The 20,986-nt window shown below is 67.0% G+C and carries 21 protein-coding genes; 12 read left to right on the top strand and 9 right to left on the bottom strand.

Features of this window, described 5'->3' with window-relative positions:
- The first annotated feature begins 131 nt into the window (after window positions 1–131).
- On the top strand, window positions 132–1,319 hold the full coding sequence (locus tag EXE47_RS13670) for an ABC transporter ATP-binding protein (RefSeq protein ID WP_137708442.1): 1,188 nt from the start codon (window positions 132–134) through the stop codon (window positions 1,317–1,319).
- 55 nt (window positions 1,320–1,374) lie between these two features.
- Here EXE47_RS13670 and EXE47_RS18775 read toward each other — a convergent pair whose 3' ends face one another.
- The 3 genes from EXE47_RS18775 to EXE47_RS13680 all read right to left on the bottom strand — a co-directional run bounded on the left by EXE47_RS18775 (window position 1,375) and on the right by EXE47_RS13680 (window position 4,312).
- Window positions 1,375–1,524, bottom strand: a complete 150-nt coding sequence (locus EXE47_RS18775) for a hypothetical protein (RefSeq protein WP_167373067.1) — start codon at window positions 1,522–1,524, stop codon at window positions 1,375–1,377.
- Between the two features lie 85 nt (window positions 1,525–1,609).
- Window positions 1,610–3,805: an LUD domain-containing protein gene (locus tag EXE47_RS13675; protein WP_137708443.1), complete on the bottom strand. Its 2,196-nt coding sequence runs from the start codon at window positions 3,803–3,805 to the stop codon at window positions 1,610–1,612.
- A complete protein-coding gene (locus EXE47_RS13680) occupies window positions 3,806–4,312 on the bottom strand; it encodes a lactate utilization protein C (RefSeq protein ID WP_049931506.1) in 507 nt (168 codons plus the stop codon). It lies immediately after the preceding gene.
- Between the two features lie 185 nt (window positions 4,313–4,497).
- Here EXE47_RS13680 and EXE47_RS13685 point away from each other — a divergent pair, with 185 nt between their 5' ends.
- Together EXE47_RS13685 and EXE47_RS13690 are read left to right on the top strand one after the other, a co-directional pair.
- Window positions 4,498–6,210 (top strand): L-lactate permease, encoded by a 1,713-nt coding sequence (locus EXE47_RS13685; RefSeq protein ID WP_137708444.1) that lies wholly within the window; start codon window positions 4,498–4,500, stop codon window positions 6,208–6,210.
- Between the two features lie 69 nt (window positions 6,211–6,279).
- Window positions 6,280–6,558 (top strand): hypothetical protein, encoded by a 279-nt coding sequence (locus EXE47_RS13690; RefSeq protein ID WP_137708445.1) that lies wholly within the window; start codon window positions 6,280–6,282, stop codon window positions 6,556–6,558.
- A 160-nt stretch (window positions 6,559–6,718) separates the two neighbouring features.
- Here EXE47_RS13690 and EXE47_RS19380 read toward each other — a convergent pair whose 3' ends face one another.
- From EXE47_RS19380 to EXE47_RS13710, 4 genes are all read right to left on the bottom strand, one after another.
- Window positions 6,719–6,970, bottom strand: a complete 252-nt coding sequence (locus EXE47_RS19380) for a DUF3368 domain-containing protein (RefSeq protein ID WP_241997588.1) — start codon at window positions 6,968–6,970, stop codon at window positions 6,719–6,721.
- A 262-nt stretch (window positions 6,971–7,232) separates the two neighbouring features.
- Window positions 7,233–7,523, bottom strand: a complete 291-nt coding sequence (locus tag EXE47_RS13700; protein ID WP_137708446.1) for a UPF0175 family protein — start codon at window positions 7,521–7,523, stop codon at window positions 7,233–7,235.
- A gap of 57 nt (window positions 7,524–7,580) precedes the next feature.
- Window positions 7,581–8,426 (bottom strand): hypothetical protein, encoded by an 846-nt coding sequence (locus EXE47_RS13705; protein WP_137708447.1) that lies wholly within the window; start codon window positions 8,424–8,426, stop codon window positions 7,581–7,583.
- A 101-nt stretch (window positions 8,427–8,527) separates the two neighbouring features.
- Window positions 8,528–9,109 (bottom strand): hypothetical protein, encoded by a 582-nt coding sequence (locus EXE47_RS13710; RefSeq protein WP_137708448.1) that lies wholly within the window; start codon window positions 9,107–9,109, stop codon window positions 8,528–8,530.
- Window positions 9,110–9,566: 457 nt separating this feature from the next.
- Between EXE47_RS13710 and EXE47_RS13715 the strand changes: the two genes are divergently transcribed.
- The 8 genes from EXE47_RS13715 (at window position 9,567) to EXE47_RS13750 (ending at window position 18,971) form a co-directional block, all read left to right on the top strand.
- Window positions 9,567–10,304 (top strand): hypothetical protein, encoded by a 738-nt coding sequence (locus EXE47_RS13715; protein ID WP_137708449.1) that lies wholly within the window; start codon window positions 9,567–9,569, stop codon window positions 10,302–10,304.
- Between the two features lie 26 nt (window positions 10,305–10,330).
- Entirely contained in the window at window positions 10,331–10,915 is a 585-nt protein-coding gene (locus EXE47_RS13720) for a hypothetical protein (protein ID WP_137708450.1), read from the top strand.
- A 75-nt stretch (window positions 10,916–10,990) separates the two neighbouring features.
- On the top strand, window positions 10,991–11,512 hold the full coding sequence (locus EXE47_RS13725; RefSeq protein WP_137708451.1) for a hypothetical protein: 522 nt from the start codon (window positions 10,991–10,993) through the stop codon (window positions 11,510–11,512).
- Window positions 11,513–13,615: a right-handed parallel beta-helix repeat-containing protein gene (locus EXE47_RS13730; protein ID WP_137708452.1), complete on the top strand. Its 2,103-nt coding sequence runs from the start codon at window positions 11,513–11,515 to the stop codon at window positions 13,613–13,615.
- Between the two features lie 180 nt (window positions 13,616–13,795).
- Window positions 13,796–15,379 (top strand): CARDB domain-containing protein, encoded by a 1,584-nt coding sequence (locus EXE47_RS13735; RefSeq protein ID WP_137708453.1) that lies wholly within the window; start codon window positions 13,796–13,798, stop codon window positions 15,377–15,379.
- Between the two features lie 64 nt (window positions 15,380–15,443).
- Window positions 15,444–16,364 (top strand): hypothetical protein, encoded by a 921-nt coding sequence (locus tag EXE47_RS13740; RefSeq protein WP_049932333.1) that lies wholly within the window; start codon window positions 15,444–15,446, stop codon window positions 16,362–16,364.
- Between the two features lie 156 nt (window positions 16,365–16,520).
- Window positions 16,521–17,684, top strand: coding sequence for a signal peptidase I (locus tag EXE47_RS13745; RefSeq protein WP_137708454.1), 1,164 nt, complete (start codon window positions 16,521–16,523; stop codon window positions 17,682–17,684).
- 3 nt (window positions 17,685–17,687) lie between these two features.
- Window positions 17,688–18,971, top strand: a complete 1,284-nt coding sequence (locus tag EXE47_RS13750) for a DUF5305 domain-containing protein (RefSeq protein WP_049932335.1) — start codon at window positions 17,688–17,690, stop codon at window positions 18,969–18,971.
- Between the two features lie 50 nt (window positions 18,972–19,021).
- On the opposite strand, the gene EXE47_RS13755 is transcribed toward EXE47_RS13750, so the two are convergent.
- Both EXE47_RS13755 and EXE47_RS13760 read right to left on the bottom strand, forming a co-directional pair.
- Window positions 19,022–19,918 carry an NAD(P)-dependent oxidoreductase gene (locus EXE47_RS13755; RefSeq protein ID WP_137708455.1) on the bottom strand — a complete coding sequence of 299 codons (897 nt, stop codon included), beginning with the start codon at window positions 19,916–19,918 and terminating at the stop codon, window positions 19,022–19,024.
- A 75-nt stretch (window positions 19,919–19,993) separates the two neighbouring features.
- On the bottom strand, window positions 19,994–20,188 hold the full coding sequence (locus tag EXE47_RS13760) for a heavy-metal-associated domain-containing protein (protein WP_007344879.1): 195 nt from the start codon (window positions 20,186–20,188) through the stop codon (window positions 19,994–19,996).
- Between the two features lie 156 nt (window positions 20,189–20,344).
- Here EXE47_RS13760 and EXE47_RS13765 point away from each other — a divergent pair, with 156 nt between their 5' ends.
- Complete coding sequence (locus tag EXE47_RS13765) at window positions 20,345–20,935, top strand: AsnC family transcriptional regulator (protein ID WP_049932338.1); 591 nt, start codon at window positions 20,345–20,347, stop codon at window positions 20,933–20,935.
- Window positions 20,936–20,986: the final 51 nt, after the last annotated feature.

Here is a 20,986-nt window from a genome sequence, read left to right on the forward strand (position 1 = left end):
AGACGGTGCTACATCACCGCGCGGTCACTCGATTTCGACGCCCCGAGAGCGAGCGATACGCTTTTAGGTGCTCCTAAAGTATGTGGCGGCAACCGCGGGACGCCGGCCATTCCGGTGCCCGCCCCTCATCGATGGCATCCACGGAACCAGTCGGCACGACGCGCTCGACCGAGTCGGACGACGCGACGGCCGATCGATCGGACGACTCCGCGACCGACCACCGGGCGAGCGCCGCCGCCGACGACGGGGCGACCGCCGCCGCGGACCCCGTCCTGTCACTGTCCGAGGTCACGAAGGTGTTCGGCCCCGAGACCGCCGTCGACGACGTCTCGCTCGACGTGCGGTCCGGGGAACTGCTGACGTTCCTCGGCCCCTCCGGGTGCGGCAAGACGACGACGCTGCGCACCATCGCCGGCCTCGAAGAGCCGACTGAGGGGCAAATCACCCTCGGCGACGAGGTCGTCGCCGGCGACGGGTCGTTCGTCCCGCCGGAGCGGCGCGACGTGGGCATCGTCTTCCAGAACTTCGCGCTGTTCCCCCACCTCACCGTCCGCGAGAACATCGCGTTCGGGCTGACCGACGCCGACGCCGCCGAGAGCGAGGCGCGCGTCGACGAGCTGCTCGAACTGGTCGAGATGACCAACCACGGCGAGAAGACGCCCGACCAGCTCTCCGGCGGGCAGAAGCAGCGCGTCGCGCTCGCGCGTTCGCTCGCCCCCGAGCCCGAGGTACTCCTCCTCGACGAGCCCTTCTCGAACCTCGACGTGCGCCTCCGCGTCGAGATGCGCGAGGAGGTCCGCCGCATCCTGAAGGAGGCGGGCGTCACCGCCGTCTCGGTCACGCACGACCAGGAGGAGGCGCTCTCCATCTCCGACCGCGTCGCGGTGATGAGCGACGGCCGGATCGAGCAGGTCGGCCGCCCCGAGTCCGTCTTCGAGCGCCCCGAGTCGAAGTTCGTCGCCTCCTTCCTCGGGCGGGCGTCGTTCCTCGAAGGAGAGCTCCGCGACGGGAAGGTCGACACCGGCATCGGCCGGTTCAACGCCGTGACGCTGGAGGGATACGACACCGTCTACGACGGCGCGCCGGTCGACGTGCTCGTGCGCCCGGACGACCTCCGCGCGACCCCCGCGACCTCCGAACTCGCCGACGGCGTCGTCACCTCGCGGCAGTACGTCGGGCCCTCCTTCGTCTACCGGGTCGAACTCGACTCCGGCGAGGCGGTCCACTGCCTCCACAACCACGTCGAGGAGTTCGACCTCGACGAGCCCGTCTCCCTCGAACTCACCGCGGACCACCCGCTCGCCTGGTACCCGCGCTAGGCGAGTCGCTGCCGGCGGCCGAACGACTACGGAAAAACGCGACGAGCGACGGCGTTCAGAAGGTCGCGAGGAACGGGACGGCGTACGCGATCAGCAGGCCGACCAGCGTGACGGCCGCGCCGACGCCGACCTCGCGGCTCCCGAATTCCTGCATCGGTGCGGTCACGCGCTTGTCCGGGTCGGGCTCGTGCGAGTGGTCGTCCATAGTCCCGGATCCGACCGGGGAACATATAAGCCCACCTGAACTCGACGGCCCCGACTCGCGGAGCGACGCGCCCGGAGCGGGCGCGTCAGCGACGGTCACGCCGCGCGTCGAGGAGCCGGACCGGATGCGCGGGCCGCCGCGTGAGCAGGGCGTCGAGCTGTTCGAGACAGGACGTGCCGCTGGCGACCACCGTCCGGTCCGCGGTCTCGTCCGTCGTGAACTGGTCCGCGAGCGTCTCGCCGACGTCGACGCTGAGGTCGTAGTACTCGGACTTGTAGCCGAAACTGCCGGCCATTCCGCAACACTCCACGTCGGAGGTCACCACGTCGAACCCCGCGTCGTCGAGGACCGCCGTCGTGTACGGCTCCAGGTCCAGCGTGCGCTGCTGGCAGTGGCTGTGGTAGGCGATCCGTTCGCCGTCGCCGTCGGGGAGCGCGCCGAGGGCGGCGCCGTTCTCCAGCAGGCCGTACACGTACTCCATCACCTCGTAGCTGCGCTCCTTCAGCGCCTCGTGTTCCTCCGTCGGGAGGAGCCGACCGTACTCGCGGTGGAACATCGCGAGGTCGGAGGGCTCGATGACGACGACGTCCCGGCCCGCCGCGACGGCCGGCGCGAGCGACTCGTACACGGCCTCGGCGTTCGACCGCGCGGTCGCGACCATCCCCTGCGAGAGCGGCGCGCGTCCGCTCTCGCCGGCCGCCGGCACGTCGACGTGGACGCCGAGCGACTCGAGGACCCGGACGGCCGCCTTCCCCCGCTCGGTGCGCACGTAGTTGGTGTACGCATCGGGGTACAGCGTCACGCGCTCGCGAGCGGCGTCAGAGTCGACCCGCGAGCCCCGGTCCGCGAACCAGTCGACGAGCGACTCGCGCTCGAACCGCGGGAGCTCGCGGCGGCTGTCGACGCCGAGCGTCCGTTCCAGCACCGATCGGGCGGGCCCGGCCTCCGCGACCCAGTTCGACAGCGGCGCGAACGCCGACCCGAGCTTCGCCAGCGTGTCGAAGTTCCCGAACAGGCGCTTCTGGAGGTCGATCCCGCCCGGATCCGCGTCCGGCGTGAGCCCCTCGACGAGGAAGTCGAGGTCGCTGTCCGTCCCGCGGTTGATGCGGTCGCGGACGACGGTGTTGATCCACGGGATGTCGATCTTCACCGGACACTGGTTCACGCACCGGCTACACCCCGTACAGAGGTCGTTGAACTCGGCGGCGCTCTCCTCGCCGTGGACGCCCGCCTCCCAGCCGGTCGCGATTCCGCCGGAGTACGTCTCGCCGCCGAAGGCGTGGCCGCCCACGTGCTGGAAGTTCGCACAGGAGTTCGCGCACGCCGAACACCGGATGCAGTACAGCGTCTCCCGGAGCTGGTCGTCGTCGCGCATCTCCATCCGGCCGTTGTCGATTAACACGAGATGGAAGTCGCGCTCGTCGCCGGAGCCGAGCGCCTTGTCGCCGAACGTCGGGGAGTCGGTCGGCGGGGTGAGAAGCGAGACGTAGGAGGTGATGTCCTGGCCGGTCCCCGACCGACCGATGAGCTCCACGAACGGCTGGAGGTCCTCGACGCTGGGGATCACCTTCTCGACGCCCGCGACCGCGACGTGGGTGTCGGTCGCCTGAACGCACTTCCGGGCGTTGCCCTCGCTCGTCACCAGCGCGAGCGTCCCGGTGTCGGCGGTGACGAAGTTCGCGCCCGTCATCCCGACGTCGGCGTCGCGGATCTTCTCGCCGAGGTGTTCGCGGGCGAACCGGGTCAGCTCCTCGGCGGTCTCCGGGGGGTCCTCGGGCTCGAACACCTCGTCGAACAGCGCGGCGATCTCCTCCCGCGACTTGTGGATGGCCGGGGCGACGATGTGCGACGGGGCCTCGTCGGCGATCTGGAGGACGAACTCGGCGAGGTCGGTCTCCCACACGTCGGCGCCGTCCGCCTCGAGGGCCTCGTTCACCTCGATCTCCTCGCTGGTCATCGACTTCGACTTCACGGCTGTGCGGCCGTCGACGACCTCCGTGATGTAGCGGTTCGCGTCCGCGGCGTCGTCGGCGAGGTACACCGTGCCGCCGTTGGCCTCGACGGCCTCGGTCACCTCGTCGATGAGCTCCGGCAGCCGCTCGATCGCGTCCTCCTTGATCGCCCGCGCCTCGTCTTTCAGCCGCTCGTAGTCGTCGAGGCCGCCGGTCGACTCGTAGCGTCCCTCGTTGAACACGCGCGTGTTCTGCTGGACGCTGTCGCCCTCGGTGTCGAGGATGTGGCGGATGTGTTCGGCCTTCCGCCGTCGGTTCTCGGCGCTCATCTACCTGTCCTCCACCAGCACGACGGTCACGTCCATCGGCCCGTGCGCCCCCTTCACGAGCGCGCCCATGTCCGCGGTGGCGCTCGGTCCGGTCGCGATGATCGACTGCCCCGCGCCGTCGCGGACGTCCGCGGCGAGGCGGTCGAACGCGGCGTCCATGTCCGGCAGGACGTCGTCCGCGGCGACGACCGCGACGTGCTCGTCTGCGTACAGGCTCACCGGCTCCTCGCCGGCGGCCCCGCCCTGAATCACCACGGAGCCGTAGTCGGCGATGCCGTATCCGGCGGCGGTGACGCCCGTCGCCGCGGCTTCGAGCTCGGCGACGGTCGGGTCGGTGTTCACCGCGTCCGGGAGCGAGACCCCGTCGAACGGGAGCGGCGCGCCGACCGCCGGGTCGTCGAGCAGCGGCGCCAGCGCCGACTCGAACCCGTCGGCGGTCGTCCGGACGCACTCGACGCCGACCTCGTCGAGCGACGACTCGAAGGTCGCGATTGACTCGACTGACATACGCCGTGGTTGCTGTAACAGCCTAATGGGTGTTTCCCTATACGCAGTTTCCTAACGGGATACATAACGTATCTTTCTCATCGGACGCCCGGCCAGTACCCAACTCCTCGCCAGTAATATCGTCAAAAAAGAAAGTTACATATGGATCGTTGTGAGACGCCCAAACACGGTCGAAAGACATACTCATGACAAACGTACTCTCACTGGCGTTCGTCGGCGTCATTCCGATCGGCGTCGCGTTCGTCCTGCTCGCCGGACTCAGGTGGTCCGCCGCCCGCGCGATGGGGGTCGGGTGGCTGCTCGCCGGGGGGATCGGACTCACCTACTGGGGCATGGAGATCGACTGGCTGGCCGCGTCGGCCGTCTACGGTGCGTTCCAGGCGGTCGACATCATCCTGATCGTCTTCGGCGCCATCCTCCTGATGAACTACCTCGAGGGGAGCGGCGCCATCGCCACTATCAGGTGGTACTTCGGACAGATCGAAGAGGACAGACGCATTCAAGTCCTGCTCATCGGGCTCGGCTTCATGACGATCATCGAGGGCGCCGCCGGGTTCGGGACGCCCGGGGCGCTCGCCGCGCCGCTCTTTATCGGCCTCGGCTTCCCGCCGCTGGCCGCCGCGGTGTTCGGGCTGTTCTTCAACGCGCCGAACCCGCCGTTCGGCGCCGCGGGGACCCCCGTCATCGGCGGCACCGGCGCCGTCATCGACCCGGCGCTCTCCGGCTCGATGGGGGTCTCCGAGTTCCTCTCGATGGTCTCCGCGTGGTCCGGCATCGTCACGGGCGTGACGTACGTGTTCTGGGGGCTGCTCGGCGTGTTCTTCCTGACGTACTGGTTCGGTGACGCCGACGGCGGCCGGAGCGTCGGCGGCGCCGTCCGCGACACGCTCCCCATCGCTCCGTTCGCGCTCCTCCTCGGCGGCGTCACCGGCGGGACGCAGCTGGTGGTCGCGTGGTTCGTCGGGCCCGCGCTCCCCGACATCGCGGCCGGGTTCGTCGTCCTCGGCGTGGGGCTCCTGCTCGCGAACAACAATATCCTCATCCCCGACCGCGAGTGGGACTTCCCGACCGACTCGCAGTGGAGCGACACCTGGCTCGGCGGCCTCGAACTCGACGAGATCTCCCGCGACCAGCCACAAAAAGAGATGTCGGTGCTGCTGGCGTGGACGCCGTACCTCCTCGTCGCGCTCGCGCTGCTCGCCACGCGGTGGCCCGACCTCACGGTCGCCGGCACCGCCGTGCTCCCGTGGATCCAGAGCTTCACCGTCGGCATCGACTCGATCCTCGGCACCGAGCTCGGGTACACGCTCCAGTACCTCTACCTCCCGGGCACGATGCCGTTCATCCCGATCGCCGTCCTCACGGGCCTCATCCACAAGATGAACGTCGACGAGATGGGCGCGGCGTGGCGGCGCTCTGCGGAGCAGGTCGCGCCCGCCGCGCTCACGCTGATCATCGCGGTGTCGATGACGCAGGTGATGATCCAGTCGCAGACGAACACCGCGGGCCTCCTCGGCATGATGGAGGCGCTCAGCCGCGCGCTCGCGATCGGCGCGGGCGGCCTGCTCCCGATGATCTCGCCGTGGATCGGCGCCATCGGCTCGTTCATGACCGGGAGCAACACCTCCTCGAACATCCTGTTCAGCGTGCTCCAGTACAACGCCGCCGAGACGGTCGAACTCTCCCGGACGATCGCCGTCAGCCTCCAGAACGTCGGCGGCGGCCTCGGCAACATGGTCTCGGTGCTGAACGTCGCCGCCATCTGCGGCGTCGTCGGAATCACCGGCCGCGAGGGCGACCTGCTCCGGAAGGCGATCGTCCCGATGGCCCTGTTCGCGCTGTTCGCCGGGCTGTTCGGAATGCTCCTGAGCTACGTCCTCGTGCCCGGGCTGTTCTGATCCTCCCGGAAACGCTTTCCCGCGACCGCCTCGGAAGACAGGTCGAACGACTCGACGTCGAAGACCGCTATGAGCGACTCACGAACGCCTGAAGAGGGCCCGGCCGAAAGCGATGACGGCCCCCAGCGACCGCCCCGCTACGAGCAGGTGATCCGGTGGGCCGAGTACATCAAGGCACAGCCGCCGGAGGTGTGGGGTCCACAGCAGAACGCGGTCGTGAACGGCCAGATCGAGAGCGCGCAGGCGGTCGACGTGAGCGTCGAGGAGAAACAGGTGATTCGGGAGTTCGCGGACGAGACGTTGCGGGCCGAAGGTGAGCCCGACGAGGAAAATAACGGCGAGGAGTAGATCGACGCCCGAGCTCAGCCGTAGAGTCTCTCGTCGATGTCTGCCTCGTCGGTCGCGACCCCGGAACTGACTCGGCCGCGCCGCATTCGTTCCTTTTCTTCCTCTGATAACGGGAGCGGCGATGCCATAGCAAGGACTCTCTCACGAGCCGTACTAGTCGTTACTCGAACGACTCCAGTTTCCCGACGATCCTCGTGTACACGTCCGGCGCGACGTACCAGCTGTGGTCGATCATCGCGTCGATTGCGTCACGCCCCTCCGCTTTCGACAGCTGCCCGCCTTTCACGGCCGCGAAGACGAGATACGCGGTCCCGCGCGTCTCGACGCCCTCCACTTCGGCCGCGGAGCGCCCGGCGGACTCGTCCATCACGGCCACCGCGTCGCGTGCGTCCGCGCAGGTGAGGACCGCCACGTCCGCGTCGCTCAGTCCCGGGTGTCGCGCGAGCCGCGTCGCGACCGGCGAGTCGTCGAAGTCGACCTCGACGACGTTGAGGCCTCCGTCCTCGGCAGCCCGCTCGATCCGTCGCGCGTCGTCGCAGCCCGCTTCGATCCCCTCGGTTACGGCCTCGTGGTCACCCGTTCGAGGACGAGTCGGGGTTCCGAGAGGGTCTCCACGACCCCGAGTCGCTCGACTTTCGCGAGAGAGGTCAGTGGGGTCGCGTCGAAGACCCAGCTCACAGGTCGTCGAGGTCGGCTTCGAGGTGGTCGTCCGAAACCCACGGGCGGTCGGACGCCTCGGCGAGCCGCGCGAACTCCCAGACCGACAGGTCAGCGAGCTCGGCCGCTTTCGCGAACGAAACTTCGCCGTCCGCGAACCGTTCGAGCGCCCGCTCTCTGCGCCACTCGTCGAGCCCCTCCGAGAGGAGCTTCCTGACCGCCGTGCTCCGGTCAAGGCGCTCGAACTCGAGGTACGCCTCGAGTTCGGCTTCGAGGTCGTCGGGGATTCGGGTGGAGATTGTGGGCATAGCGTTTGCTGTGTGTGCAATGTACACAAATGTTCGGACGGCCAATCGCAGGGAAGCTTAGGCCGAATCGTCTTCGGTGTTATCGACGATGTTCCCACTTCCGGGATCTGGATTCTCGAAGGTGCCGCCCCCGTCAATCTCGACTTTTGCTATCGGTTTCTCGAGATCATCATCGTGGAAATCGTCGATCCACACATCCGTGTTTACTTGGACTTCTTCGAAGTTCTCGCTAACGTTTTTTCCTTCGTCACCGCAGTACAGCTTTGCATCAACGACACCCCCTATCCCGTTGCCCCCGCCTCCGTTCTCGGTCGTGAGGATACGGACCTTCTTGCCGCCCCCGGTGAACTTCACTCTCTTGACGTGATCTTTCACGTTCTCCTCTGATCTGTTACTGTCGTCGTCCTCGTCGCACCCGACCGTAAACGTCCGTGTCTTATCGACGGTCGTTCCGGTGTTTACGACCTCGCCCGAGAAGGTGAATGTGAGGCCTAGCGTTCCGCCGCTGTCGCATTCGGCGGTCACGTCGACGGAATTCCCTGTGCCTATCGTAACGTCGGCACGGTTGTCGCCGTCCGATGCCTCGCCATCCTCGCTACCTTCGTCCGACTCGCCCTCGATCTCGACCTCGATATCACCGTCGTCCGCTTCGACCCCAACCGCTCCGGTCGCCGATTCGAGTTCTGCGGTGACGGTTAGCTCGAGTTTTCCGGCAAATTGATTCTTGATTCGTACAACACCCTCCTTAATTTCCCCCTCAAGCCCCAGATACGCCTTCTCGTCCTCGACGACGTTCACGCTCACTCCTCGCTCGGCCTCGACACTGCTGAACGCGCCGGTGCCGACGCTCATCGCACCGGAACTCGCGCCGCCGAGCAGCAGGATGAGGGTTCGTCGTTTCATACTGAGGGTGTCGTCACGCGTCGTTTGTCGTTTATAGCCCGTTTCGATCCTAAGTTATGCGGCGCCGGAACCGCAGAAGGCACCGCCTGAACCGCTGCGCCCTACGTCAGTTCCGGGGGTTCCTCGGGTTCGCCGACCTTCATCTCCGCGGTGTAGTACTTGTGCGTGATCGCGGAGAACGCGAACGCGACGACGATGGCGACCGTCCACGCCATCTCGGGCAGGAGGGTGAACGGCCACGCGCCGAGCCACACCGCGCCGGCGAGCGCGGCGGCGACGCCCGAGAGCCCGAGATAGTAGTCGCTCCACGGGATCTCCTTCCCCTCGACCACGTCCATGTACAGGTCGACGTTCTGAAGCGCGGGCGTCGGCTCGACGATCCCCCGGTCCTTGTTGAACTCGACGACGCCCGCGTCGTCCATCTTCGGCAGGTGAGACTGCTGGAGGGCGGTGTACACGCGCTTGCGCTCGTCGCCCGTGATCTCCGCCGTGTCGGTCCCGTTCTCCCACGCCGCGATCTGCTCGGCCATGTCGCCGATCTCGAGTTTCTCCGCCTCCTCCCGCTTCAGCAGATGGACCGCGAACCGCCGGCGCTGGTTCGCCAACACGTCGAACAGGTCGTCTTCTGACACCTCTGTCGTCGGTTCTGCCCCCCGACCGTCCGGCCGCTGTACCGACGCCATTTCTGTCTGACATATATGAACACGCCAACATAAATCCCGTGGTTATGATAATCTGCTAAACTTTCTCGCCGTTCACTCGCGGGTCAACACGAACGCGTGAGTCGGATTTTGACGGTCTAAGAAGCAGATACGTGGCGTAATACGGATTCTATTCGCGGGCACTCTAGCCGTTATTATAAGGTTTCAGTAACTACCACCCTCGTTACACGGGCGACGATCGCCGCTTCAGGGCGGGCTTGAACGGGGTCTCAGGACCGGCCTGAACCGATCGAACCGGGGTTCAGGCGGGGTCGGAACGGAGCGGGCGGGGCTTCAGTCCCGCCCGGAAGTGTTTCTGGAAATTCATAACGATATGGGATAGGCCCCATGGGATGAAGTAGAGCGACCCCGGGTGACGCGGGATGTCCCGCGTTGGCGGTCCGCGGGTCGCGTGCGGACACAACGAGGTTACACAACTATGGCAAACCGACGCAAGTTCCTCGCCGGACTCGGCGCATTGGCTTCAGGTAGTGCGGCTGCGGTGGGTACGGGCGCGTTCACAAGTGTACAGGCGAACCGCGACGTCAGTGTTGCTGTCGCTGGTGACAGTAACGCGTACTTGGCACTAGACACCAACAGCGCGACGAACTCTGATTATGTGAGCGCGAGTGCCGGTGAAATTAGCATAAATATTGACAGTGCCGTTTCCGGCTCCAATACCGGCTCTGGCGTTAACCCTGATTCCACGACACAGATCAACGATCTGTTCAAAGTGAGGAACCAAGGAACGCAGGCAGCAGTTGTCTATGTGGATCCTGAAAGTATTGCTTCCGGAAACCGCACATTCGGTGGATCAGGTATCACGATTGATCCTCAGGCTTCAAATCGGCCGAACGGCGACTACCAGAATACCGGCTCGCTGGGCAGTGGTGTGGAGGACGATCAGATCTCCTTGACTGGAGGCTTCAACGGGCCTGAGTACAGCGCATACCGGACGAGCGACAGCAGTAAAGATACGAATGGGAGCGGCGGTAATGACGGTACCCCGGCTGACGCACTTGAGGAATTTGTGCTTGAGCCTGGTGAGTCGTTCGATTTCGGACTGTACGTCTCTACAGACGATACCGTTGACAGCGACTCGTCTATCAGTGAAACTATCGAAATAGTTGCTGACGCCACACGCGTCCCAGACAACTACGCTGGCGACGGCAGCTAAGAGATCACATAACCTAGTAGAATCATATGAATCGACGCACCATAATTGCCGGCCTCGGCAGCCTCACGGCGAGTAGTATGCTGGCCGTAGGTACGGGTGCGTTCACGAGCGTCAGTGCTGAGCGCCGACTGACGGTCGAGACCGCCGGTGACAACAACGCGCTCCTCAGGTTGAAGCAGCTCGGTGACGGAAGTGAAGTGTTCCGTGCCAGAAGTCTCGAAGGAGGCTCTCCGGAACAAGTTGGATTCAGCTTCCCCGGTACCGGAGAACTCGATGAGAATCCGGACCTCGGTCTCGGACCCGACTCAGTGTACGAGTTCGATCGAGACTCCGGAGAATCGGACGACCCAGCACCGACCGAAGGCCTGCTTCGGATTGAGAATCAAGGGACCCAGCCGGTGGAAATCTACTCTAACCACGAGACTGACTCAGAGTTAGAAATCGAACTCTATGATGTTAGTGACGCTGACAGAGCGGCTCTTCGCGATGATCCGGCTAACCTTGACGTAGGCGATTCCGTTGACGTGGGATTCCGAATTCGGACGTTCGGAACTGATGTCGGCACGTTTGAGGAGACGCTGACAATCGTTGCTGAGCGAGTCGAGGAGTAATCGTCGGATCTACCCATTTTGGCTTTCGGCGGTTCGACTCCGTCGGTGGGCATCGCCTGAGAGGGCAGATCAGACATGAACCGAAGACAGGTCTTGGCGACGATGGGAGCACTCGGCGGTGGGGGCGCGGTAGTCACCGGTACGGGTGCGTTCACCAGCGTGGAGGCGAATCGGGATGTCTCCGTTCAGGTGGCCGACGACACGGACGCCCTCTTGCGGATGGCGGCCGCAGGCGAGGGTAACGACGAGTACGTCACCACCAACGGCGGTGAACTTGGGATCAATCTCACGAGCAGTAACCCGACCGACGCAGGGGGACAGGGCGTCAACGCGAACGCGACGACGGTGATCGCGGACCTGTTCGAAATACAGAATCAGGGTACTCAGGAGATCGATGTCGAAGTGACGCCGCTGTCGTTCATCGACACTGGAAGCGGTAACACCCTAGTCGTGCTCGTTGTCCCGCAGACGGGATTCCCGTCGGTGACGCTCGGCGTCGGCGACACCGAGACGTACTCCCTGTTAGTCGACTCGTTCTCTGGCGGGGGCAACCTCCAGATCAGCGATACGATCACCGTCACGGGGGAGGCGATCTAAATGCAGAACGGCCCATTGCGGATCGAAGACTTCGTCGCACAGACGGACGGCGTAAACCTTTCTGACCTTCCCCCGGCGGCCCAAGAACGCCTGAATGATAAGCTCGCAGACCTGACCGGCGGCTCTGACGGGTCAGGAATCTCTCAGCGTGACACCGACGGGATCCTCGTCAGCAAGGACCTCGACGGTAGAGAGGGATTCGAGACGATCGCCGACGCGCTCGCCGGTCAAAACCTACAGAACGCGGGCGATCAAACCGGAAGCCCGCCTGACTCAGACGCGGCAATCCTTGTCGAACCGGGGACGTACGACGATGGCCCACTACAGATCGAGACGACGGGACTCACGCTTCTCAGCCGCGAGGGTCCGGGTGAGACGACCGTTGAGTCCCGGGTGACTGTTAGTGCGGACGACGTGACCGTTGCCGGTCTTTCAGTCTCTCCCCCTGACCCAGGCGACGCACAGGGTGCGGACGAAGCAATTCGAGTTGACAGCAGTGCCGATGACGTGACGATCACTGATAACGTGGTTGAGGACTTCGCACGCAACACTGGGACAGAATTCACCGGCGTTGACGGGATCAATATCTTCGGCGGTGACGGCACGGACGCAGTCGAAAACGTCACTGTGCGGGGGAACATTATCCGCCAGCTACAGAATACGGGTAATGAAGAAACTGATTATCCTGGCGGTGCCGCAGGGATCAGCCTCCAAGGAAACGTCCGGAACCCGACTGTCGAGAACAACACCATTGAACAAATCGGAGAGGAAGTTACTAATTTCGGGTTCGGAATTGTGGTCCGAGGAACGGGGAACAACGATCAGACTCCGACTGAAGTCACGATTGAGAACAACGATATCGACAGCGTCCTCTCGGACCCTGACAGCGCGACAGTTGGTGTCGGTATCGGTATCGGTCTCAAACCCGGTGGAGCCAGCGACGTGACGTTCGCCGGCAACGACATCAGCAACACCGAATTCCTGTTCGAGGATAAGACTGCGACGGTTGATCTCGGGAGTTTCGTTGAGGATAACACGGTTGATCGAGGGGCACTTGTTGAAGACGGAGACTTTGAGGGTGTACCTGGCGGTGCTCCTGAGCGAAACGTCATCTCCGACAGCATACAGTTCGCACTCAACTTCGCTACGACCGGCTCCACAGTGGAAGTCGTGCCCGGGACTTACGACGACGAGAAGACGTTCAACGGCGTGAACGGTCTCCAGATCGGATCGCAAGACGCGGGAACAGATCCTGAGTCGGCGCCGCTAGCTGACATCAGTATCGTCGGAATTAATGGGCGACCGAATATCCCCGGCTGGGTCCAGATTCTCGACCCCGGGGTTACGTTCGAGGGGTTCGAAGTCACTGACGAGGTCAACGGCTACGGTCTCGCCGCCTTCGAGCCTGACGTAACGGTCCGCGACGTGACGATCAGTGACGTGACCAACGGACTGTTCGTTCCGTCGGCGGCGGACGTGCTCATTGAGAATTGTACAGTTGAGAACTACTCGTTCTACGGCGCGGTCGTTTCCGGACGCGGTAGCTTCGGCGGCGCCACGCCGACGATTAGTAATACTATCTTCAACGGCGCATCCGGTGGTGGTGCGGTCGGCGTCGGTGTGGTCGAGACTGAGGCCACCCTCCAGGGTAACGAGATTACCGGAAATGAGTTCGAAGGCGAGGACGGCGCTGGCGTCGGTATGTTTAGTGGGGCGGCGGCCACGGTCCAGGAGAACGTAATCGCGAACAACGATGATGGGATCTTCGTCGCTGGCGGAGCTTCCGCCAGCGATGTGGCTGCTACCAGCAACGACATCGTGGATAATCGCGTCGGTGTTGCTAACGAAACTGCGACGGCAGTGAACGCGAATGGCAACTGGTGGGGGGACCAAGGTGGCCCCTCCGGAACGAATGAGGAGCCGAACCAAGGGCCGGTTACGGCCGATTCATGGTCCACACAGTCCGGTCCCGACTGGAACACAAACGGGGGAAGCACGAGCGCGGGAGCGACCGGGTTTTCGATAGCCTCAACCGAGACGACCCGAACGGCCGAATCTTGGGGCGGACCGATGCCACCGGCCGAGCCGGATCGAGCCGAGTAACTAGCAATCTCTCGGTCGGTAATCTCTGTTCGCCACCCGACGTACCTAAGCAGCACTGTTTGTTTACGCTGGCCATGGATGTACTTGCCTACCTCCTGTCCTACTACAAGCAACCCCTTCAATCGCTTCAAGTACCGCTTTATCAAGTCCCTTGAGCCATAACGAACGACAGACGTACCGATGTCCACCACCCGTCGCACCCTAACTCTCGCCCTCCTCCTCGTAGCCGCGGGGTCGCTCGCGTTCGCCACGGGTGCGGCGGTGATCGACGGCGACGCGGACACCGTCGCCGACGGCGACCTCGCGATCCAGCCGGCCGACGGCCCGAACGGTCGGTACGCCTACCTGAACGACGACGACGAGATCGCGATCGACGTGTCGGCGTCAAATCCGAACATCGAGGATCCCTCCTTCCAGGGCGTCAACGTCGACACGACCGGAAGGATCGACGACGTGTTCACGATCACGTACACGGCCGACCAGTACGCGCACGTCTGGATCGGGGACGGAAGCGAGAACGTCACCTTCGTCGCCGACGGCGACTCGATCGAGGGCGAGGCGAACAACGTCACGCTCGCGCCGAACGAGACCGTCACGATCGGGCTCGAACTCGACACGCGCGGGACGGCCGCCGGGGCGCAGCTGGGCGCCGACGAGTTCTCGATCGAGGCGAAGATCGCGGAGCCCGAGGAAGTGGACGCGACCGCGACGGGCGCGTCGACTCAGGGGACCGGCGACGGGGGCCTGACAAAGACGGTCGCCTCGCCGAGCGCGGACCGCCGCGAGTTCGTCGCGAGCGGTATCGAGTCCGGCGAGGAGGTCCGGTTCCTCGCCGACGGGATGGCGATCGACCGCGACAACGTCACGCTGGAGGGGATCGACCTGGCGGGCGTCCGGAACGACCGCGTCGAGCTGAACGCAGCGGGGAGCCCGGTCCCCTTCGCGAACGGGAGCGCGCTGACCGCGCCCACGCGTCCCCGTCCGGTCGGGTACCTCTCGCTCGCGCACGAGTTCGCGCCCGACGCGGTCGACGCGATGACGATCCGGCTCAGCGCGGACCGGGACTACCTCAACGCGACCGGGACCGACCCCGCGGAGGTGACGCTCTACCGGCAGACGGACGCGGGCGACTGGGAGGCGGTGTCGGTCGAGGTCGTCGACGAGGCGGTCGTCGATATCCTGGGGCTCCCCGAGGACCGCGTCCACTTCCGCGCGACGACGACCGAGTTCTCGACGTTCGCGGTCGCGACGCGCGAGCCCCGGTTCGACGTGACCGCGGCGACGGTCGCGCCCGAGGCGATCGACCCCGGCGAGAACGTCACCGTCAGGGCGACCGTCCGGAACGGGGGCGGCGCGGCGGGCGAGCGCGCGGTGACGCTGACCGCCGACGGTAACTCGGTCGCGAGCGAGACGGTCGCGCTCGCGCCCAACGAGACGGCGACACTCTCGTTCGACGAGACGGTCTCGGCCGCCGGCGCGTACGACCTCGCGGTCGGCGGGACCCCCGCCGGGACCCTGCTCGTCGGCGACCCCGGCGGCGACCCGGCGGGCGGTGAGGGGAGTAACTCCGAGGCGACTGGCGGCGACGGGGAGAGCGCCGAGACGGCGAGCGGCTCCGATGCGGCGAGTAGCGCCGCCGACACCGAGGCCGGGCCGACCGAGGAACCCGGGGGGATCGAGTTCGTCGAACTCGGCGGGCTGCTGGCCGCGCTCGCCCTCGCGGTGGCCGGACTCGCGCTGTTCCGCCGGATGCCGCGGTCGTGAGCCCCGGGCCGCATCCGGGGCGCGCGCCGACAGGTCTTAACCGCTGGTCGACGACCCACGGGCCGTGAGCACGTCTGCGACCGACGAGCGCGATCGCTCCGTCGACGGCGGCCCGTCGGATCGCTCCGTCGACGGTAGTCGGCCGGACCGCACGTTTAGTCAGGAGATGCTCGCCGGCGTCCGCGCGACCGACCTGCTCGTCCTGCTCGCGGTGCCCGCGGTCCTGCTCGCGGTCTTCGCGCTGCCGGAGGCGACTCGCCGCTCGCTCGCGTTCGCGTACGCGGACCCGACGGTGCCGTCGGCGTTCGCGGCGCACTACGTCCACCTCGGAACCGATCACCTCCTCGGGAACCTCGTCGGATACGGGCTCCTCGCCGGCGTCGGCTACGCGCTCGCCGTCCTTGGCGGGCGACGGCGGCTCTTCTTCACGTCGCTCGCGACGTACCTCGGCGCCTTCCCGTTCGCGCTGTCCGCGCTGAACCTCGCCGTCCCGCGGGACGCGATCGGCTTCGGCTTCTCCGGGATCAACATGGCGCTCGCCGGACTGCTCCCGATCCTGTGGTACTGCTACGCCCGCGAACACTTCGCGCCTGCGGCCTCGCTGCGCGCGCTGCCGGCGGTCTTCTTCGCGCTCGTCGGGTGGATCGCGCTCCTCGCGCTGCCGGTCTCGACGACGGGCATCGGGGTCGCGGGGCTGGCGATCGGCGTCGCGGGCGCGCTCCTCGCGGTGCTGTACGCGGCCAGCAGCGAGGTCCGGTTCCCGCCCGCGGTCCGGACGCACGCGGCCGCCGTCGCGTCGCGTCCCGGCTACGGGGAACTGCTGGTCGTCGGCGGGCTGGTGGCCGTCGGCTACCCCGTTGTCGGCTTCCCGTCCGACCCCTCGGGTGGCGGGAGCGTCGTGAACCTGTATGTCCACCTGCTCGGGTTCTGCCTCGGGTTCATCGGCCCGTTCGCGCTGCTCGCCGCCGGCGCCTTCGACGAGTAGGGCCGACGGCGGCCGCCCGATCCGGTTCGCCGCCACCCACGAAGTTATAAGGACACGCCGCCGTTCAGCGATCGACGACTACCTGACGGCCGCGCGACAGGTACCGCCTCGCGGCGGTCGCCGCCCCGAGTCCGTCTCCGAGCCGAGTTCGACACCATGTCACTCAAACGAACGCTGTCCGTCGCGCTCCAAGCGGCCGCGGTGCTGGTCGTCGTCTCGCTGGTCGTCGGACAGCTCCTCGGCCAACCGGTCCTCCTCAGCTACGTCGAGACCGGGAGCATGCAGCCGACGCTGGCTCCCGGCGACGGGTTCGTGGCGATCCCGGCACAGCTCGCGGGCGGGATCGGGCCGGGCGACGTGGTGACGTTCGAGGCACAGGAGATCCAGGGCGGCGGGCTGACGACCCACCGGGTCGTCGAGGAGGCCGAGCGGGGCTACATCACTCGGGGAGACAACAACCCGTTCACCGATCAGGACGGCGGCGAGCCGGTCGTTCAGGACGCGGACGTGGTAGCGAAGGCGCTCCAGATCGGCGGCAGCGTCGTCGTGATCCCGCACCTCGGGACCGTCGCTATGGGGTTCCAGTCCGCGTTACAGTCCGTCCAGACGTGGCTCGCGGTGACGTTCGGCGTCCGTTCGTTCCAGGGAACGCAGGGGCTCGCGTACATCATCTTTGGGCTGTCGCTCGTCGCCTACGCGGTCGACTGGTATCTCAACGCCGGCTCGCGCGACCGCGACTCGCGCGACCGGTCGCGCGACGACGGCACCTCCGTGCTGGCGATCCTCGGCGCGCTGGCGCTGGTGCTGATGGCCACCGCGACGGCGGCGATGGTCCTCCCGGCCGGCACGCAGGAGTACGGCGTCGTGAGCGCCGAGTTCGAGTCCGAGAACCCGACCGTCATCGAGCGCGGCACGAGCCAAGAGATCGAGTACGTCGTCCCCAACGCGGGGCTCGTCCCCGTGTACGCGTACGTCACGCCGGCGAGCCCGGGCGTCGACGTCGAGCCGGAGCGGCTCTCGGTCGCCAGTCGCGGCGAGGCCTCGACGACGGTGACGCTGTCCGCGCCCGACGAGACGGGATACTATCGGCTGTTCGTCGTCGAACACCGCTACCTCGCCGTGCTGCCGCCCGGCATCGTCGACGAGCTGTACGGCGTCCACCCCTGGGCGCCGCTCGTCGTAATAAACGGGCTGCTCGGCGGCGGTATCGTCGGCGTCGGCCTCCTGCTCTTACGCGGCGAGCCCGCGCGGATCCGGTCTCGCGACTCCCGCGAGCGCCCCCCGCTCTACAAGCGACTCCTCCGCGAGCTCTACAGGTAACACATGTCTTCAGAACCAAACGAACGTCGACTCAGACTCCGCGCCGTGCTGAACGCACAGTCCGCCGCGATCCTCGCGGTCTGCCTCCTCCTCGCCGCGGCCGGCGCGGGGCTCGTGTACACGACGCACGTCGACCCCGGCACGGAGACGGAGCGCCGGACGGTCTCCTCGCTGACCGTCGAAAGCGAGTACCGCCACAGCGCGACCGTGACGGAGCCGAACACCGTCTTCGAGACCGGCGCGGTGCTGGACGGCCGCGACACGTACTTCACGCGGATCGCGCCCGAGCTCGACGTGAACGTGACGACGAGCTACGCGGCGTCGACCGCGGAGAACGTCACCGTCCAGCTCGACTCCGCACTCGTCATCCGCAACGTCGGCGATGAGGGGACCGTCTACTGGCGCGAGACGGAACCGATCGCGTCGGAGACGGCCGCCAACGTCGCGCCCGGCGAGACGGTGGACGCCTCCTTCGAACTCAACAGCACCGCGATCGACGGGCGCGTGGCGTCGATCGAAGAGCAGCTCGGCGCCTCGCCGGGGGAGACGGAGACGTTCGTCACGACCGAGGTGGCCGTCGACGGGTCGATCGGCGGGGTTCCGACCGCGTCGACGCAGACGCTCGACATGACGGTCACGCACGGGGGCGACACCTACTCCGTCTCCGAGCCCGGCGTCCGGTCCGACACAACCGAGCGGACCGAGTCGGTGAGCGTCGAGCGGGAGTACGGCGTGCTCCGGTCGCTCGGGGGTCCCCTCCTCCTGCTCGCGGGGCTCGTCGGCGCCGGCGGCACCGCGTACGCGACGCGGGAGTTCGACCTCGCGCTCACGCCCGCGGAGCGCGCGTACCTCTCGTACCGCGACGACCGCTCCGAGTTCGCGGAGTGGATCACGACGTTCCGCCTCCCCGCGTCGGTCCACGAGCGTCCGACCGCCGAGGCGGGGTCGCTCCGCGACCTCGTCGACTTCGCGATCGACAACGACACCGGCGTCGTGGAGGACCCCGAGACCGGCGCGTTCCACGCCGTCGCCGGGGAGTTCGTCTATACCTATCGCCCGCCCGAGCCGACGGTCGAGGACGGTGACACTGCCGACGAGGACACGGTCGGCGGTGAGGGAGCGATCGGCGATGAGGAGACGGTCGACGACGCGGGAGCGGTCGGCGCCGCCGACTCGATGACGGCCATGACCGAGGGTGCGGACTCGACCGCGGCCGGCGCGGCGCCCGCCGAGGACGGCGACTCGCCGGGCGACGCGGCCGACTCGGAAGACCCGGCCGACGACTGAGCCTGACGTCCCCCGAACACCCCGGCTCGACCGCGATCCCCCCGCCTCGATCACCCGTCGTCGCGTTCCGCTCCCCGCTCTGCGCCGTCGCGCCACGAGTGGTCCGGTTCCCACCCGAGCAGGCGCTTCGCCTTCGAGCAGTCGAAAATCGACTCGTCGCCGTCGAGGTCGCACTCCGCGGGGAGTTCGCCGCGGACCCCCTCGATCGTCGCCGCGGTGTCGCGACCGAGGAAGTTCTCCGCGGCGACGATCAGCACCGCCTCGTGGCCGTCGACCGCTGTTTCGGGGTCGATCGCGGCCTCGACCGCCGCGACCACGTCGCGCACGTCGACGTACGACCAGCAGTTCCCGCTCGGAGCCGCGGTCGCGGGGTCGAACGTCTCGCGCGCCTCGCGGCGCCGCTCGTCGCCCGGGAACGTGACCCACGAGAGGCGCAGCGAGACGGCGGAGACGCCGTGTCGGCGGGCCGCCGCGGCGGCCACCTCCTCGCCGACGACCTTCGAGAGGCCGTACGGGTCCTCGGGCTGGGTCGGCGTCTCCTCGTCGATCGGGAGCCGGTCGGGCAGCCAGTCGTCCGCCGCGAAGACCGTGCCGTAGCAGCTCTCGCTCGACGCCCAGACGATCCGCGCGCCCGCGGCCCCGGCGGCGTCGAAGACGTTGTACGTGCTCTCGACGTTGTTCGCGAACACGCGCGACCCGGCGTGGTCCTCGGGGTGCGGGATCGCGGCGAGGTGGACGACCGCGTCGGGCGCGGCCGCGTCGACCACCTGTCGGGTCTCGCCGTAGTCGGTGAGGTCCGCCGCCACGTAGTCGACGCCGTCCCGGCGCTCCTCAGTCGGCGGCGCTTCACGGTCGACGGCGACGACCTCGCGGCCCGCGTCGGCGAGCGCGTCGACCGTCCACGCGCCGACGCCGCCCGCGCCCCCGGTGACGAGTACGCTGTCCATGTCTCGGCGAGCGCGCTCGGGCGAAAAAAGTCGGCGGTTCGGGGTGTGCGGTGCTCCGTCCGCACGTCGGGTCTCCTACGCCGACGCCTCGTAGCCGGCGTCCTCGATGGCGGCCACGACCGCGTCCACGTCCACGTCGCCCTCGACGGTCGCGGTGCCCGCCTCGTGGTCCGCGCTCGCGGACTCGACGCCCGGCAGCTCGCCGAGCGCGTCGGTCACGTTGTCCTCGCAGCCGGTACACGACATCCCGTCGACGTCTATCGTCGTCATGGGCGCCCGTTCGCGTCCCGGGCACAACTGCCTTTCCGTCGCCCCCGACGCCGACCGGTTTCCCCGCCACCGTCCCGTGTTCCCGACGCCGACCGGGTCCCGCGACCGCCCGCCCCTCCCGGACGCCTTTTGCCCGCGCCGGGTGAACGCTCGCCCATGCGAACGCTCGACGAGACGGACCGGGAGATCATCCGGTTGCTGCTGGCCGACGCGCGGCGCCCGTACAGCGATATCGCCGAGCGCGTGGACCTCTCCGCGCCCGCGGTGTCGGACCGGGTCGACCGGCTACGCGAGGTGGGCGTCATCGAGGGATTCACGCTTCGGATCGACGGTGACGCGCTCTCCGACGGGCTGCGGGTCCTCGCGACGCTCGCTGTCGCGCCCGCGGACGCCGAGCGCGTTCACGCGGCGGTCGCGAGCCACGAGCGCGTCGAGCACGCGTTCCTCACCGCAGACGGCGAGGTGACGGTCGTCGCACGCGTCGAGGAGGGGACCGCTCGTGACCTCGTGGACGACGCGGTCGGACTGGCGGCCGTGCGCGACCTGTCGGTGCGGCTGCTCGACGCCCACGAGTGGTCGCCCGCGGTCGGCGACGCGGACCTCGCGGTCGAGTGCGTCGAGTGCGGCAACACCGTCACCGCCGAGGGGGAGTCGGCCCGGATCGACGGGACGCTGTACCACTTCTGTTGCGGCTCCTGTCGCGAGAACTTCGAGGAGCGGTTCGACCGGATCGAGGAGGGGGCGTAGCCGGGGCCGTCCCAGTCTCGTCGCGGAGAGTAACGTACTTGAGTGCCCGTC

It is taken from the genome of Halorubrum sp. GN12_10-3_MGM, assembly GCF_005435235.1.
Classification (GTDB): domain Archaea; phylum Halobacteriota; class Halobacteria; order Halobacteriales; family Haloferacaceae; genus Halorubrum; species Halorubrum ezzemoulense.